The following is a 13,470-nucleotide window of genomic DNA, read 5'->3' as shown; positions in this document are numbered from 1 at the left end:
GATCATAGGATGCGTGGCATCTAGTTCGCCGCGGCTCCCGACATCTGGGATTTCGCTCATCGAATGCTATGGAACTCTTCTATTTATTCAGATATTTGCAGCTGGCCCGTGATAGTAAATACCATCTAGGCCTAACGGCGCTCGCCGAGTCTGGCGCAACTCCACACGAGATCATGGCGATTAGCAGCGCGAGCGTGTCCTGCATCGACTTCCGGCTCGACCACGGCATCGCACGCAAGTCGGTGTCGCCCTCGCTGAAGCTGCTCGACCATCTCGGCCTGATCGAGATCGAGCCGGGACCGCGCCTCGTCAACGTGTTCAGGTTCAGTAACCGCTGGCGCACGGTTGATGAGGTCGAGGCCAAGCGGTTGGCGGCACTGGCGCGGGAACTGAAGCCGCATCGGACCTTTGAGCGGCGGCGGGAACATCTCGTGAAATCACGAGATCTGGAGCCGAAGCCGCGCAATGGAGCGAAGGTTCGCTCCAGCCCGCCGAAGCCCATGACGCTCGCACGATCCGTGCGACCTTCCATGCAACGCCGGGTGCCGTCACTGCCGACGATGCCGTGGCAGGACCGGGCGGTGATGCTGCATTCACCAAACGGAGTACATGACGATGGCGACCGCAGCGAGGCTGAGAACCACAGTCGCGATCCCGGCCATGTCGATGATGGAAATCCGACCATATGCCATGCGCCATCGTCGGCGGCAGTCGGACGACGGCCTTGATCCACGTCAAATGTCAGTGCCAATGACCCTGTCGTCGCATGAGAACGCCGAAGCGCATGTCCGGCTTACTTGCTCCGCTGCTTTAGCGCCCAAAGCCTGTAGGCTTCCTCGACGTACAGGTCGGGTTCGGTCGGCTCCGGCACGAGCTTCGCACCTTCCTTGCGGAAATGGTCGAGGCCACGGCCCAGCTTGCGACCGGCCAGTGTGTGCTGGTCGTTGGCCCAGTCCGGTATCGTCGGTGCAAAGCCCTCCAGCAGCGACCGAAGCCCGACAGCCGCAGCGAAGTGATCGCCCTCACGGCTCTTTCTGGCGCGACACATGAGCCGGATCGCATTGCCGATCGCCAGCCGCGATGTGCCCAACTTCTCCTGGTCATACCATCGCATCGCCTGCGCGACGGCGGTGGCGACGAACGGCACGATCCACGGCTGCGCCATTGCATCGATGTCCTCGTGAGAGATGATCTCAAGGCGTTTGCAGACCATCGAATGGAATGCTTTGGACGTGCGGATGAGTTCAACGGCGAACTCCATCGCCTCGCGCTCCATGCCTCGACGGATGCACTTCTGCATCGCAGAGACGCAGGCCATGGCGGGAAGGCCGTTGCGGGTATCGGGGATCATCGCAGCGAACCCTTGCGCGGCGCGACGATGAGAACGCCGGTCGTGTCGGCGAGGCGGGCTGCGACCAGTGTGCGGGCCTGCCGCGCGCTGTAGGCGTGAATGACGAATAAGAAGGTGCCGTTCTGGATGACGACGAAGGAGCGCAGGTTGCGCATGGCTTGCTCCGGGGTTGTGGGCGGCGGTGCCGTCCTTGTGTGTCCCGGTTCAGCCACCAGTAGCCGGTGCAGTAAAATCATGTTTTCGGTCGGGAAATCATTATCCCCGCCACTGGCGGAGGTCACTGACGAAAGCCGCGACGCTCGCAATGGTTGCACAGAGCGTAAAAGTCGATCATGCTGCGATCTGATGATCTGGGATTGCTTTAATGACAGACGACGTTCTCGATAAAGAAACCTCAGTTTCGGTTGAGTTGACTGAAAGTGGTGTAAAGGCGAAAGCAAAAAGTCGCACGGTTGCTGCTCTTGACCGCCTCGGAGGCAACCTGTCCGAACTTCTGAACGTGCGAATGGAGAGGCACGTAACGCGGGAGCGCGCGATAATCACTGGAGAGAAGAAGATGATCGAGGCGGCTGTCGAGTATGGTATTGATCGCCTGAAGAAAGATCCCGATTTCGCAGAGCGTGTAGCCGAAAAGCATCTTCGCAAGATATTCCATCGGCAAGACAACAAGGACGCTGTGCTTGTTGAAGCAATTGAAGACCTGCGGCACGATCCGCTGACTGACGCCGAAGCTGAGGCCGGCCCGGCAGAACTAAATCCTGAATTTATGGATCGGTTTGAACGGTACGCAGAAGATGCCTCGACGGAAGAGCTTCGACAGAAATGGGGACGTGTTCTTTCCGCGGAGATTAGGAAGCCCGGTACTTTCTCGCGAAAAGCGTTACGCGTTGTTGAGGAGTTAGACGCGCAGACGGCGCAGCTCTTCGAAAGATTGTGCCGATCACGGCTCGAAAATGTTTTTCCGAAATCCTTGGTCGGAGAGCTTTCGTTTGCTGAGGCAGCATCGCTGGTGACCGCTGACCTTATGGTCGACCCGGGAGCGGCAGGTCAAATTCGTCAATCTGTTTTGATGAAGGCAAGTGACGAAAGAGAATTGTGGTTCGTACCCTTAGGGGAGTACGCCATAGCATTTCAAAAGGACATAAACCTCGGCCAGCCCGGTGCGGCAGGAACTGGGCCAGCAGCCGTTCTACGGAGCAACAAAGACAACAATCCGGTACTTCCGGTTTATGTGTTGACTAGCACTGGACAGGCCGTGGCGGAAATTCTGCCTAACCATCGGCGAGAAGCATTATTGGCCTTGCTGGGCAAATTGAGGAAGTATTGGCCTCACGAAGACATTCTGGCGCTGGAATGGATGCCGTCAGTTAGCTCATATCAAGTCAGCGAAATGTAGCGGTTGTGCGAGCCGATGAATGTCGGGCTGCAGTAATCACTGCAGCCGATACGCTCGCACGAGACTTCTAGTCCCGTGACGCTATTGGATGGACGCGGACGACATGAATTTTGTCACGGATTTTTTCTCGGCTCTTTTCGGCTTTAGGAAGTCTAGCATCCTAGCGCCCGGGCGGGGGTGGATTGTTCCTGTCGTCGGCGAAGTCGCCTATCAGGAGGTACTTCGATATTTGTATCGTGAGAAGGGCGGCAACGGGCATGATCTAAAGGTGGTCGCGGTCGTCACTCCGGAAGATGGCAATGAATTCGATGTAAACGCGGTGCGCATCGATATCGATGGCCGGACTGTAGGATACTTTTCGAGGGAAATGGCAGTGGAATATCGTGCAGTGTTGGGAGCGGACGCCGGGCAATGCAGCGCGAAAATAGTCGGCGGCTTTGAACTGGAAGATGGCAACATAGCAAACTTCGGCGTGAAGCTAAATCTAGCATGGCCACCCCGGATGAAATGATCTTGGACCCTAGACCCCATCAGGTCTATGGGTTCCTCACGATCTCGCCGAAGCCATCGTCGAGCCGATCCATCCTAAGGCGATGCCGGTGATCCTGTTGACCGATGAAGAGCGCGACCTCTGGATGCGTGCGTCGTGGGATGAGGCCAAGGCATTGCAAAGGCCATTGCCGGATGAGGCACTAAAGATCGTAGCGCGCGGCGCAGACAAGGAAGATAAGGCAGCGGCGTAACGGCATCCTCCAAGCGCAAACCAATCTACCGTAATAATACGGAAGTCGTACAACGGCCGCTTGGAATACCCCAATCAGTAAGGTTGAGCAGTTAGCTTAACGCGCAACATGCGTTGCTCTATCGAGAAGTTGAGCTATCGATAGAACCGCCGGGCAATTGCCCTCGTCCGGTCCCCAAGCAAAGCCGTCAGCGAACATACTCCGCTCGGCGGCTTTGTCTTTTATAAGGAGCACTTCACCGATGGCTGGCAAGTCTTGGTCTTTTGCAGATGATCGTCGCGTTATCGAACTTGCCAAAGCGTCGAAGTCTTTAGAGGAAGCCGCTCGTATCAGGAAGCGCACTCCTGAGCGCATTCGCAAAGTTGCAATGCGGTTGGGCGTCTCATTCAAATCCGAAAGAAAGACAAAACGCTGAGACACTTGGAAACTGCGTCCATCCGAGTGCAAACTCGTGGCCGAGCGGGCGTCTTGCTCATGTCATCCAGATTTGGCATAAACGTTGCATAATATTCGCCGCCGGAGCTTTTTGGCTCCAGCCGCCAACACCACTGAGCGAACATATTCCGCTTTAGCCGGTGTTGTGTACTTAACTCTCAAGGCAAAAGGGGAATTGTTGCTGCTGAAGGGTAAGTGTAATGATTGATGATCAACAATTGGCTCGCTTGCGAGCGCATCGTAGTAATATTCAACGCTATCGAAACCTATTGCAAACCAGCCTAACAGAGCTTGAACGCCAGTTTGTCGAAAGGCGGCTGACCGAAGAGCAATCAAATCTGGAGAGCTTGGCAACTTCTACTCGTATCTAGTCTATGGCTTTCTCACCACGACGCCGAACGCAGTCGTCGAGCCGATCCATCCCAAGGCGATGCCGGTCATCCTGATGACGGATGAGGAGCGCGACGTGTGGATGCGCGCGCCGCGGGAGGAGGCCAAGGCGCTGCAAAGACCGTTGTCGGATGATGCGCTCAGGATAGTCATGCGCGGGGCGGACAAGGAAGACGAGGTCGCAGCGTGATCAGAGTATCAAGAGCCGGTAGCATGCGGTCGCCGGTCATCGTGATTGGATGGCTTGCCTTCAAGTTCGCGCGTGACGCTCGCGGACGCGCGAGTAATCTTTACGAAGCGAAACTATACCGCGGCGTGGACGAGAGCCGTCGCGCGCTGTTGTGTCCGGTCGTCTGGGCATCACGCAGGGGGGCATTGCTGATTATACGGGCCGCCGAACCGCTGACCGAAATGATGACTGAAGAAGAATATTGGGAGGCATTTGAAACCTGGGACTATATGCCCGGAGAGGATAGCTGCCCGTTTGAACCGAAGGCGTGCGACTGGGGATGGTTCGAGGGCCGGAAGGTTGCCCTCGATTACTCGAGTCGTTTGAGCATTTCGCGAGCATGGCCGACCCCATGCTCGCAGCGGCGCTGCTGCAAACGGCTACCGACGAGTACCGCAATGCCGGATTGAAGGGGGAGCGTGACCGCACCCGCATCTTGATGCAGCAGAAGATGGGTGCGGCGGGCGAGAACCTTAAATCATTCGAGCGGAAGATCGAAATACCTCGTGACGATATGGAGAAGTTTCTCGACCTGATCGTGGTCGACGACCTAGCCACGACTTTCGTGCGCATCGCGCGAGAATTCTTGTTGAACGCCACTACGGAGGTCCGTGATCGATTTCGGATGAAACGATATGGTCCGCATGTCCGCTTGGGAGCCTCAAGCGTGAGCACCATTGCCATCACTGCGGGGCGCAAATGCCCCACCTTCATCATGATTTGTGCGTACATCCGGCCGCGCCTGGGCAGGGCCACGCCAATGACAGCTCAGTTCCATGAGACAACAGAAGCGGAGTTCGAGGTGCAGGTTCGCAACCTCGCGCGCCTCGTGTCAGCCTGCACCTTGGGGCTTTGGTCCTTTTCTGCGGGCCTGCTGATCGGGAGCTTTTTTCTGTTTTGAACTGTGTCCTGTTGGACTTGCTCGGCGAAAACGACATCGAACTTCCGGTGCTGTTTTCTGGGACGTGATTGCTCCGGCCCGCTTTTAAGCGAGCCGATTTATTTCCTACGAGAATTCAGTTAGCCTTGCGGCCCAGGAAGGCCGGGATATCGCAAACAACTTGCTCGATCGAATTGCGCACAGCGGAAAAGCGGCTGTATAATTCCGGCCGCGGTGCACTACTCTCGATCCGCTCGGCGCTGCGATGATTTTCCTTGCGCAGCCTGCTAGCGAGTTCCGTAAGGGAGCCCGTTGGTTGCCTCTGGCGCATCTCACCAAGATTATCGATGCCGGTCGCTACCACCGACACGCGGACAATACCTTGCAGGCTTTCATCGAAAGTGGCGCCGACGATGACGTTGGCGTCCTTATCGACCTCTTCGCGAATGCGGGTCGCGGCTTCGTCTACCTCGAACAGCATAAGGTCCTTGCCGCCGGTGATGGAGATTATGAGGCCACTGGCGCGCTTGATCGACGGGTCATCGATCAATGGATTGGAAATTGCGGCCACAGCTGCATTGAGCACGCGCTTCGTACCGGAAGCCTCGCCCCTGCCCATCATGGCTTTGCCCTTCTCGCGCATTACGGTGAGAACGTCGGCAAAATCGAGATTGATCAGGCCTTCCTTGACTACAAGGTCGCTAATGCAGGCCACACCGGAATAAAGCACTTGATCGGCCAGCACGAAGGCATCGGCGAAGGTGGTCTTCTCGTTGGCCACCCGGAAAAGGTTCTGGTTTGGGATGACCAGCAGAGTGTCCACCGCCCTGAGCAGTTCCGCGATGCCTGCTTCGGCAAAGCGCATGCGGCGCTGGCCCTCGAAGTGGAACGGCTTGGTGACTACACCGATGGTCAGAATGCCAAGCTCACGGGCGGTCTTGGCTATAACCGGCGCTGCCCCAGTGCCGGTACCGCCGCCCATGCCGGCAGTAACGAACACCATGTGTGCGCCGGTTAAATGATCGCGGATCGAATTGATTGCCTCTTCGGCCGCCGTGCGCCCCACTTCGGGCTGCGAGCCGGCACCAAGGCCTTGGGTGACTTGGGCGCCTATCTGGATGATCCGGTTGGCCTTTGACATGGCGAGCGCCTGTGCGTCGGTATTAGCGACGATAAATTCGACGCCTTGCAGCTCAGACGCGATCATGTTGTTGACGGCATTGCCGCCAGCGCCGCCGACCCCAAACACGATAATGCGCGCCTTCATCTCGCTGATATCGGCAATGCTGGTCATTTTTCTCTCCCGATTGCTCCGCTACGCCGGGGACACGCATGCTTACCCACGAGCAGCCTTGCGGTCTGCTGCCATTAAGTCCGCAGCTAGGTGGCCCGGGCGGGGTGCAGCTAGTCCGTGGCTGTCGATCGAGCCATCATCAGCTCGGCCATCGGTCCGAAGAAAACCTTCCGAGCCGCGCCGTCGCCTCCTTAGCTGCCGTAGCCTCGGCGGTCGCCTGTAGCACTTCAACCATCAGCCGATCGGCGCGCTCACGCTCGAAATCGGCCCGGTGACCCGCTGCTGTTGCTTCGAGTCGCGCGATCTCCCCTGCAACGCTATGATCTTTGCAGCTAGGGCGACATTGCCTGCTTCACGTGATGGCCGACGCTTATGCCGTATTTCCGTGAGATCCACGCTCACCATTGCTTTGCCGTCATCTGAAAGTGAGCGCGGCAGCCGGAGCCGCCTGACAAGCGAACGAGCGGCATTAGGCGAGATTGTCAAGCGGGCGCCAAGTGCGGCATATGTCAGTGTTTCAACAGGCATCGGCTGTTCTCCTGGAACGAACCGCGCGGTCTATTAACCGAAAAGTAACCAGAAGTTAAGTTGTGATGGTTAAGAGATCGTTAACAGTGGGCGGATTCCGCCAATTGAGCGTCCCGCGACCAGAATGGATGGTTTGCCTATCCGACTTCACCTCGGAAACGCGCCGGCGTCGTGGGACACGCCGAGCCAATCTCTATTGTCCGCCCTATGTCGACCGGCTGGTAGGAATGTCCGTCCCGGGTCAGTCGCGACAGTTTGGCATGTCCGAGCGACTTCCGCTTTCGCCCTGAAAGCCGGCATCCATACCAAGCTTCGGTATGTCTCAAAGGTGCCGATTGTGTTGAAAAAGTCCTTTTTCGCTGATGACTGAAAATTCTCAGGATCGCTGGTGCGTCTCTCTCGCAGCGAAGTGAGGGACCACATCAATTACCGCAAAAACGATCGCTGGCGCTCGTATCGATTCTACAAAGCCTTGCAGCGTCTGAAATCGCCAATGCGCTACATTTGCGAGATTTTCGGAGCCCTGCAATTTTCGAGTTTTTCAACACAATCTGCCAACAACGGACATCGCAAACTGTTACATCTGCGCTTGAAGGGGGCGGAATTTAATGACGGCGATCAGCGCAATCAGGATGAAGATGGCCAGCACAGCGGCCTGCGTGACCGCGAAGGGTGGTTCGGTCTGCATCGGTGCCAACGCATTGAGAGCCGAAACCTTCACGAAGCTCTGCACGACCAAAACGAAGACGTTAAGATAAAGCGACACAACAGCGGTGATTACGTAGATCCAGCGCCATGCGCCTACCAGGTGCTCTTTGTACAAAGCAAACAGCGCGACGGCCAGGATCACACAAGCCACAAACCCGACACCCAAAGCCGGCGTGAAGCCGTGGATGGGAAAAAGAAATCCAGTCAAGCTGGTGAGCGCCGTTGTGAAGAGAAAAAGCGCGGTTGTGACCGGCAACGTGTTCGAGGCAAACATCCCGCCCACAACGATCAGTCCGCTTCCGATTGCGACAAGGGTGATAATGACGTGCAAGATTGTGAAGGCGCCCACCGACATCCCTAGGATCATGGAAAGTCCCCGTTGTTGGCGTGCTCGCTCGTACGCCGGTGCGGCGCGGGCGCGAGATGATCGACCTGCTCGCGGTAAGCGCAAGAACTAACCGCCGACGAACGTGACCGTCTCGTCGAGCGGGACGCGGCCCGTACGGGCGTAACTCACCGTGGGGTCCTCGTACCCGATCGACATGCCGCAGAAGAGGATGAGCCCGTCCGAGGGTGACAGGGCCTCCGCGACCGTCTCGCGAACCTGCGACCACGCCATCTGCGGGCAACTGTGCAGCCCTTCGGCGCGGAGCAGCAGCATGACGGTCTGCAGATACATGCCGACGTCGGCCCATTAGGGCCGGCCCAGGTCGCGGTCGATGTAGCAGAACAGGGCGGCGGGCGCGCCGAAACAGTTCCAGTTGGCGATGGCCGCCCGCTGGCGCGCCTCCCAGTCCTCGCGCGCAATGCCGAGCGCGCTGTAGCGCTCCTTGCCGAAGGCGGATCGGCGCTCCCCGTACGGGGACTTCAGCGCGGGCGGGTACATCTCGTACTGCCGCTCGTCCCAGGGGTCGCCGTGGACCACGCGCTCGACGGCGCGACACTTGAGCTCGGCCAGCGGCGCGCCGATCAGCACGTAGGTGTTCCACGGCTGGATGTTCGATCCGGACGGCGACCAAGCTGCGGCGGACAGCACGCGCTCAAGCACTTCGCTCGACACAGGCTCGTCTTTGAATCCGCGCACCGCCCGTCGACTTGTGACTGCCTCATATACGTCCATGATGATCGCCTCCCTACCGCCGGCCATCCGTTTCGTTCAAAACGCATGCCGTCGTCTCGTTCGGCCCTAACCCAACAAGCGGTCAGTACTCCCAGACCGCCGGTACACAACGAAAGACGTCGCCGGCGACCGCCACATGGCAGACGGACGGGAACGGCAGGTGAGTGGCCACCAGCGGCTCGCGGGCCGCCGCCAGCTCCCGCAAAAGACGGACCCTAACGCGAGTCGCTTCCTCGGGGTCGTGTTCGAAGCCGTTGTACCAGTCGGGATGCTCGAACCCGACCGCGAACACGGCGTCGCCTGCGAACGTCAGCCGGTCGCCGCCGGACGCCAGACGGACCACGCTATGTCCGGGGGTGTGGCCGCCGGTGCGACGGACGACCACGCCCGGCGCCACCTCGTACTCCTCCCCGAACGGCCGCAGCTGGCTCTGGTACTCGTTCAAGAACCGATTGGCGGCCGACCGAAGCGCGTCCGGGAACCCCGGCGGCATGGAGACGCGGGAGAAATCGGGCGCCGCCCAGAACTTGACCTCGGCGGCCGCCACATGGACTCGCAGGTCTTTACGCAGCCTCTCCCTCACTCCGTCGACGAGCAGCCCGCCAACGTGGTCCATGTGCATGTGGGTCAGCACCACATCGGTCACGGACGAAAGATCGATGCCAGCCTCCTCCAGCCGCTGGATCAACTTCCCGGCCCGCGGCAAGTGCAAGTCCGGGTCGGCCCCTAGTCCAGCATCGACGAGGATGGTCCGGTCGCCATTCCGCACCACGACCACGTTCAGCGCCCACTCGAGCACGTCCGGCGGCAGGAACTGCTCGTTCAGCCAGGCCGCCCGGATGGCCGGGTCGACGTTGTGGCCCAACATCGCGCCCGGCAGCGTGAGCACCCCATCGCTGACCACCAGCACGTCAATGTCGCCGACCTTCAGCGCGTAGCGCGACGGAACCAGCTCGTCGGGCCCCGGCCTACCGGGGTGTGCGGTCATGTCTAGGCTCATGATTGTCTCCTTCTGACTGCCTTACCTTTCGTGGACTTGGGTTGCCGTAGACTCGGGTTGCAGTAGATTTGGGTTGCCGTAACAGTCACTGTGCGGGCACGAGCGCCGGGGCGCCCTTGTCCTTGATCAAGAGCACCAGGAATTTCGCCGGCTGGGTGCCGCTCGCGTTCCGGTCGACGACATGAACATCATCAGGGCCTTCATAGAAGGACTGTCCTGGTGTCAGTGTCACCTGTTGTCCACCCTTCAGCTGCATCACGACGGAGCCCTCCAGCACGTAAACAAACGCATGTGCATTGTGTCGGTGGATAGCGCTCGACCCGCCGGGCGCATGCTCGACAGTGATCATCAGAGCCTCCCTGCCTGGATTCTCCGGAAGATCCTTAGACATGAGTGACGTGACCTTAGGCTCCTGAGCCACCGCCGTGCCGATCATGAGGCACAGAAGAACCAACGCAACGAGTTTGATCGTCATAGTCGCCTCTTCGCTCGTTGCCCTGGACCCGCTCGTGACAGACCGGGCGGACCTCCGATGCGGGATCAGGCTGCTGCCTGTGAGCGGCGGAGCCATTCGTCGAAACCGATGCGGCCGAGGCGCGCCTCGCCCAACGGCACCAGCGATTTCTCCTCGACCCGGCCGCCCCCGTACCGGGCCTCGGGGTCGCTCACTACCTCGCGCGGGTCGCCGACGGCCATCAGATAGCGGGCGACGATTTCGTTGAACGGTGCTCGCTCCGGGCCGGCGATCTCCACGATGCCGTTGCGCGGCGGCGCGAGCGCCACATCGGCAACGTTGGCAGCAACGTCGTCCGAAGCGATGGGCTGGAACAGGACGGGCGGGAGCTTGACCAGGTTTTCATCCGCACTCATATCGGCGATGCCGCGGAGGAATTCCATGAACTGGGTCGAGCGGACGATGGTGTATGGGATGCCGGAGGCCTTGATCAGTTTCTCCTGGGCGACCTTGGCGCGGAAATAGCCATTGTCTGTCCGGTCGATTGCGACGATGGAGAGCGCGACATGGTGTCGGACACCGGCTGCGGCCTCCGCCGCGAGAAGGTTTCGGCCGGAGGTCTCGAAGAACTCCAGCACCGCCTTGTCTTCGAATGAGGGCGAATTGGCCAGGTCGATCACCACCTGCGCGCCGGCCAGGGCCTCTTTGAGCCCCTCGCCGGTGATGGTGTTGACGCCGCTGTTGGGCGAGGCGGCCACGACCTCGTGCCCGCCCTGGCGCAGAATGGCAACGGTCTTCGAGCCGATCAGGCCGGTGCCACCGATGACGACGATCTTCATGGTTAACCTCGACATGGAGATGGGCCCGCTCCCCTCGAAGTCCAGCCGTCAGCGCGCATTTAGGGGACGACGCGCGCTGACGCCGAACACAAGTGCGCTCCTAAGCTGCTTTCCGCTCTTCTTTCTCTGCGATAAACGCAAGTAGGTCAGCATTGACCTGATCTTGAAGGGTAGCGGTAAGACCGTGAGGCGCACCGGGATAGTAGATTTCTTTCGCGCCTTTGATGAGCTTGGCCGATTTTTTTGCAGAGTCCTTCACTGGCACGATCTGATCATCTTCGCCGTGCATTACAAGCGTTGGCACATCGAACTTCTTGAGGTCCTCAGTGAAGTCGGTCTCGGAGAAGGCTTTGACGCTGTCGTAGGCGTTCTTAAGACCGGACTGCATGCTCCACAGCCAGAACTGATCTAAGATTCCTTGCGAGACCTTGGCGCCCGGTCTGTTCGCGCCATAGAAGGCAATCGCAGTGTCCTTGTAGTACTGCGAGCGGTCTTTCATGAGTCCAGCGCGGATGCCGTCAAATACTTCCATCGGCAGCCCATCCGGATTGCCTTCGGTCTTCAACATGAGCGGCGGCACCGCGGCAATGAGGACAACTTTCTTAACGCGGTCGGTACCATGCCGTCCGATGTAGCGCGTAACTTCGCCGCCGCCTGTCGAGTGACCGACGAGTGTAACGTCACACAGATCGAGCGCTTCAATGACGGCAGCTAGATCTTCGGCGTAGCCGTTCATGTCGTTGTGGGCAGAAGCTTGGCTTGAACGGCCGTGACCCCGTCTGTCGTGCGCGATGCAGCGGTAGCCGTGCTGCACGAGGAACATCATTTGACCGTCCCAGGCATCGGAACTGAGCGGCCAACCGTGCGAGAATGTGATGACCGGGCCCGCGCCCCAGTCCTTGTAGTAGATTTGAGTGCCATCTTTGGTGGTGATCGTACTCATGACATAGGCTCCTTTCCTGCCTTGAAATTCTGCAAGAATGGCTTCTATTCGCCCGGCCTTTGACAGCGTCACCTTCTCGCCGTCACGGCGAGCGCGCTCATTTCCCCATCGTTTGATTCTGCAAAGCTTGCTCTCAGCGTGGCTAGTGTCGCAGGAACTTAGATTGCGGCCAGCGTCCGTCGCCGGCGCACTAAGCCTAACGCGTCGCTCGCGCTGTCATGGGACAGCACACCTCGCGCTGTCATGGGACAGCACACATTGCATTGCTCTTCGTTCGACGCCGTGTCCTCGGCGAAGTGGCTGCCTTACGTAGGCGAACCCAATCTCAAAAGAAATTTTCAACGGGACATTAAAAACTTTTTCAACGGGAATTCCATCAGCCATGTGAACGGTTCCATCACTTTATGTTAATCGAGGGCGGCGCTCTGACAGCCGAAAACGTTCACAGCTTTCATGCCGCGAATGCTCGGAGCATTGTCGTTGAACCTACGACGCGCTGCACGGCCCATGGGGACGATCACAGCGCAGCGCGGAACAGCAAAAGGGTTGATTTCCGAGCTGGGTCAAACTCGGAAGTCGTCGTTGGCTAGAAGCACGTCCGTTTGTCCCCTAGGAGCAGACATCGAGCGCGGCCTGATCCGGCGGTGCCCTGATCTCGAGCGCGCTGGTCGGAGGGTGGGAAATCGGCGTGACGATGGACGAGACGAGGTGGAGCATTAGCTACGTCTCAACGGTGTCGGACTGGAATCCACCGCTTGCACCGCGCCCGCACCAACCTGCATGCTCGAGCGCGAGAACATGGAGCAGTAACCGGTAGCGGTACCTGCGGGCGTCCCTTCCCCCGAGACCACCCCTGGGACTTTGCCGCGAGCCCGGCGCTTCCCCGGTTCACAAGTTGTTGTGCGACGCGAACCTTCCCAAGTCGCATTTATTTCAATCGCAGGACGAATTTCAATCCAAAGAAAGGTAGACATGCGAGCGCATCGAACTTTCCTGAGCTTTGCAATAGCGATGGGTTGCGGCATCACCCTTCAAAGTAACGCGTTGTCGCAAGAGTATCGGGGAACGTGGGCACAACAACAGGCCTGCACGCCCGACGTCTGGCGGCTGTGCGGCGCGCAAATCCCCGATGTGGACAGGATCGTGGCTTGCTTACGGCG

Annotated in this window: 15 protein-coding genes and 3 pseudogenes; 8 read left to right on the top strand and 10 right to left on the bottom strand. The window is 59.0% G+C overall.

Annotation, left to right across the window (positions count from 1 at the left end; translation table 11 throughout):
* The first annotated feature begins 173 nt into the window (after nt 1–173).
* The gene (locus tag CP49_RS00730; RefSeq protein ID WP_057848382.1) at nt 174–728 is read left to right on the top strand and encodes a hypothetical protein; all 555 of its coding nucleotides are present in this window, start codon (nt 174–176) and stop codon (nt 726–728) included.
* A gap of 65 nt (nt 729–793) precedes the next feature.
* On the opposite strand, the gene CP49_RS00725 is transcribed toward CP49_RS00730, so the two are convergent.
* A complete protein-coding gene (locus CP49_RS00725) occupies nt 794–1,276 on the bottom strand; it encodes a hypothetical protein (protein ID WP_057848381.1) in 483 nt (160 codons plus the stop codon).
* Nucleotides 1,277–1,347: 71 nt separating this feature from the next.
* On the bottom strand, nt 1,348–1,506 hold the full coding sequence (locus CP49_RS44215) for a hypothetical protein (protein WP_156437920.1): 159 nt from the start codon (nt 1,504–1,506) through the stop codon (nt 1,348–1,350).
* 209 nt (nt 1,507–1,715) lie between these two features.
* On the opposite strand from CP49_RS44215, the gene CP49_RS00720 reads away from it, so the two are divergent.
* From CP49_RS00720 to CP49_RS00700, 7 genes and pseudogenes are all read left to right on the top strand, one after another.
* On the top strand, nt 1,716–2,747 hold the full coding sequence (locus CP49_RS00720) for a DUF2806 domain-containing protein (RefSeq protein WP_057848380.1): 1,032 nt from the start codon (nt 1,716–1,718) through the stop codon (nt 2,745–2,747).
* Between the two features lie 88 nt (nt 2,748–2,835).
* The gene (locus CP49_RS00715) at nt 2,836–3,258 is read left to right on the top strand and encodes a hypothetical protein (RefSeq protein WP_057848379.1); all 423 of its coding nucleotides are present in this window, start codon (nt 2,836–2,838) and stop codon (nt 3,256–3,258) included.
* 8 nt (nt 3,259–3,266) lie between these two features.
* Nucleotides 3,267–3,490, top strand: a pseudogene (locus CP49_RS00710) (SOS response-associated peptidase); the annotation flags it as partial.
* Between the two features lie 241 nt (nt 3,491–3,731).
* Complete coding sequence (locus CP49_RS45695) at nt 3,732–3,905, top strand: hypothetical protein (RefSeq protein ID WP_197422987.1); 174 nt, start codon at nt 3,732–3,734, stop codon at nt 3,903–3,905.
* 220 nt (nt 3,906–4,125) lie between these two features.
* On the top strand, nt 4,126–4,296 hold the full coding sequence (locus tag CP49_RS44210) for a hypothetical protein (protein ID WP_156437918.1): 171 nt from the start codon (nt 4,126–4,128) through the stop codon (nt 4,294–4,296).
* Nucleotides 4,296–4,505, top strand: a pseudogene (locus tag CP49_RS00705) (SOS response-associated peptidase); the annotation flags it as partial. The gene CP49_RS44210 and the pseudogene CP49_RS00705, both read left to right, overlap by 1 nt.
* A gap of 379 nt (nt 4,506–4,884) precedes the next feature.
* Nucleotides 4,885–5,445: a hypothetical protein gene (locus CP49_RS00700; protein WP_057848377.1), complete on the top strand. Its 561-nt coding sequence runs from the start codon at nt 4,885–4,887 to the stop codon at nt 5,443–5,445.
* Between the two features lie 115 nt (nt 5,446–5,560).
* On the opposite strand, the gene ftsZ is transcribed toward CP49_RS00700, so the two are convergent.
* The 8 genes and pseudogenes from ftsZ to CP49_RS00665 form a co-directional block, all read right to left on the bottom strand.
* Nucleotides 5,561–6,718 carry a cell division protein FtsZ gene (gene ftsZ / locus CP49_RS00695; RefSeq protein ID WP_057848376.1) on the bottom strand — a complete coding sequence of 386 codons (1,158 nt, stop codon included), beginning with the start codon at nt 6,716–6,718 and terminating at the stop codon, nt 5,561–5,563.
* A 234-nt stretch (nt 6,719–6,952) separates the two neighbouring features.
* Complete coding sequence (locus CP49_RS46850) at nt 6,953–7,246, bottom strand: hypothetical protein (RefSeq protein ID WP_245310425.1); 294 nt, start codon at nt 7,244–7,246, stop codon at nt 6,953–6,955.
* A 577-nt stretch (nt 7,247–7,823) separates the two neighbouring features.
* Nucleotides 7,824–8,309, bottom strand: coding sequence for a hypothetical protein (locus CP49_RS00690; protein WP_338060319.1), 486 nt, complete (start codon nt 8,307–8,309; stop codon nt 7,824–7,826).
* A 99-nt stretch (nt 8,310–8,408) separates the two neighbouring features.
* Nucleotides 8,409–9,074 (bottom strand): annotated as a pseudogene (locus tag CP49_RS00685) (nitroreductase).
* 82 nt (nt 9,075–9,156) lie between these two features.
* A complete protein-coding gene (locus CP49_RS00680; protein WP_057848374.1) occupies nt 9,157–10,074 on the bottom strand; it encodes an MBL fold metallo-hydrolase in 918 nt (305 codons plus the stop codon).
* An 85-nt stretch (nt 10,075–10,159) separates the two neighbouring features.
* Nucleotides 10,160–10,549 carry a cupin domain-containing protein gene (locus CP49_RS00675; protein ID WP_057848373.1) on the bottom strand — a complete coding sequence of 130 codons (390 nt, stop codon included), beginning with the start codon at nt 10,547–10,549 and terminating at the stop codon, nt 10,160–10,162.
* A gap of 65 nt (nt 10,550–10,614) precedes the next feature.
* Complete coding sequence (locus CP49_RS00670; RefSeq protein ID WP_057848372.1) at nt 10,615–11,367, bottom strand: SDR family oxidoreductase; 753 nt, start codon at nt 11,365–11,367, stop codon at nt 10,615–10,617.
* 100 nt (nt 11,368–11,467) lie between these two features.
* Nucleotides 11,468–12,310: an alpha/beta fold hydrolase gene (locus CP49_RS00665; protein WP_057848371.1), complete on the bottom strand. Its 843-nt coding sequence runs from the start codon at nt 12,308–12,310 to the stop codon at nt 11,468–11,470.
* Nucleotides 12,311–13,470 lie beyond the last annotated feature (1,160 nt).

It is taken from the genome of Bradyrhizobium valentinum, from assembly GCF_001440405.1.
Lineage (GTDB): Bacteria > Pseudomonadota > Alphaproteobacteria > Rhizobiales > Xanthobacteraceae > Bradyrhizobium > Bradyrhizobium valentinum.
The sequence above is the reverse complement of the archived record's forward strand: the minus strand, read 5'-3'. Positions and strand labels throughout refer to the sequence as shown.

Coding starts and splice junctions, on each gene's coding strand:
- CP49_RS00665 (WP_057848371.1), bottom strand. CDS start 12,310: ATGAGTACGATCACCACCAAAGATGGCACTCAAATCTACTACAAGGAC.
- ftsZ (WP_057848376.1), bottom strand. CDS start 6,718: ATGACCAGCATTGCCGATATCAGCGAGATGAAGGCGCGCATTATCGTG.
- CP49_RS00680 (WP_057848374.1), bottom strand. CDS start 10,074: ATGAGCCTAGACATGACCGCACACCCCGGTAGGCCGGGGCCCGACGAG.
- CP49_RS46850 (WP_245310425.1), bottom strand. CDS start 7,246: ATGCCTGTTGAAACACTGACATATGCCGCACTTGGCGCCCGCTTGACA.
- CP49_RS44210 (WP_156437918.1), top strand. CDS start 4,126: ATGATTGATGATCAACAATTGGCTCGCTTGCGAGCGCATCGTAGTAAT.
- CP49_RS45695 (WP_197422987.1), top strand. CDS start 3,732: ATGGCTGGCAAGTCTTGGTCTTTTGCAGATGATCGTCGCGTTATCGAA.
- CP49_RS00715 (WP_057848379.1), top strand. CDS start 2,836: ATGGACGCGGACGACATGAATTTTGTCACGGATTTTTTCTCGGCTCTT.
- CP49_RS00690 (WP_338060319.1), bottom strand. CDS start 8,309: ATGTCGGTGGGCGCCTTCACAATCTTGCACGTCATTATCACCCTTGTC.
- CP49_RS00700 (WP_057848377.1), top strand. CDS start 4,885: ATGGCCGACCCCATGCTCGCAGCGGCGCTGCTGCAAACGGCTACCGAC.
- CP49_RS00675 (WP_057848373.1), bottom strand. CDS start 10,549: ATGACGATCAAACTCGTTGCGTTGGTTCTTCTGTGCCTCATGATCGGC.
- CP49_RS00720 (WP_057848380.1), top strand. CDS start 1,716: ATGACAGACGACGTTCTCGATAAAGAAACCTCAGTTTCGGTTGAGTTG.
- CP49_RS00730 (WP_057848382.1), top strand. CDS start 174: ATGGCGATTAGCAGCGCGAGCGTGTCCTGCATCGACTTCCGGCTCGAC.
- CP49_RS00725 (WP_057848381.1), bottom strand. CDS start 1,276: ATGGAGCGCGAGGCGATGGAGTTCGCCGTTGAACTCATCCGCACGTCC.
- CP49_RS00670 (WP_057848372.1), bottom strand. CDS start 11,367: ATGAAGATCGTCGTCATCGGTGGCACCGGCCTGATCGGCTCGAAGACC.
- CP49_RS44215 (WP_156437920.1), bottom strand. CDS start 1,506: ATGCGCAACCTGCGCTCCTTCGTCGTCATCCAGAACGGCACCTTCTTA.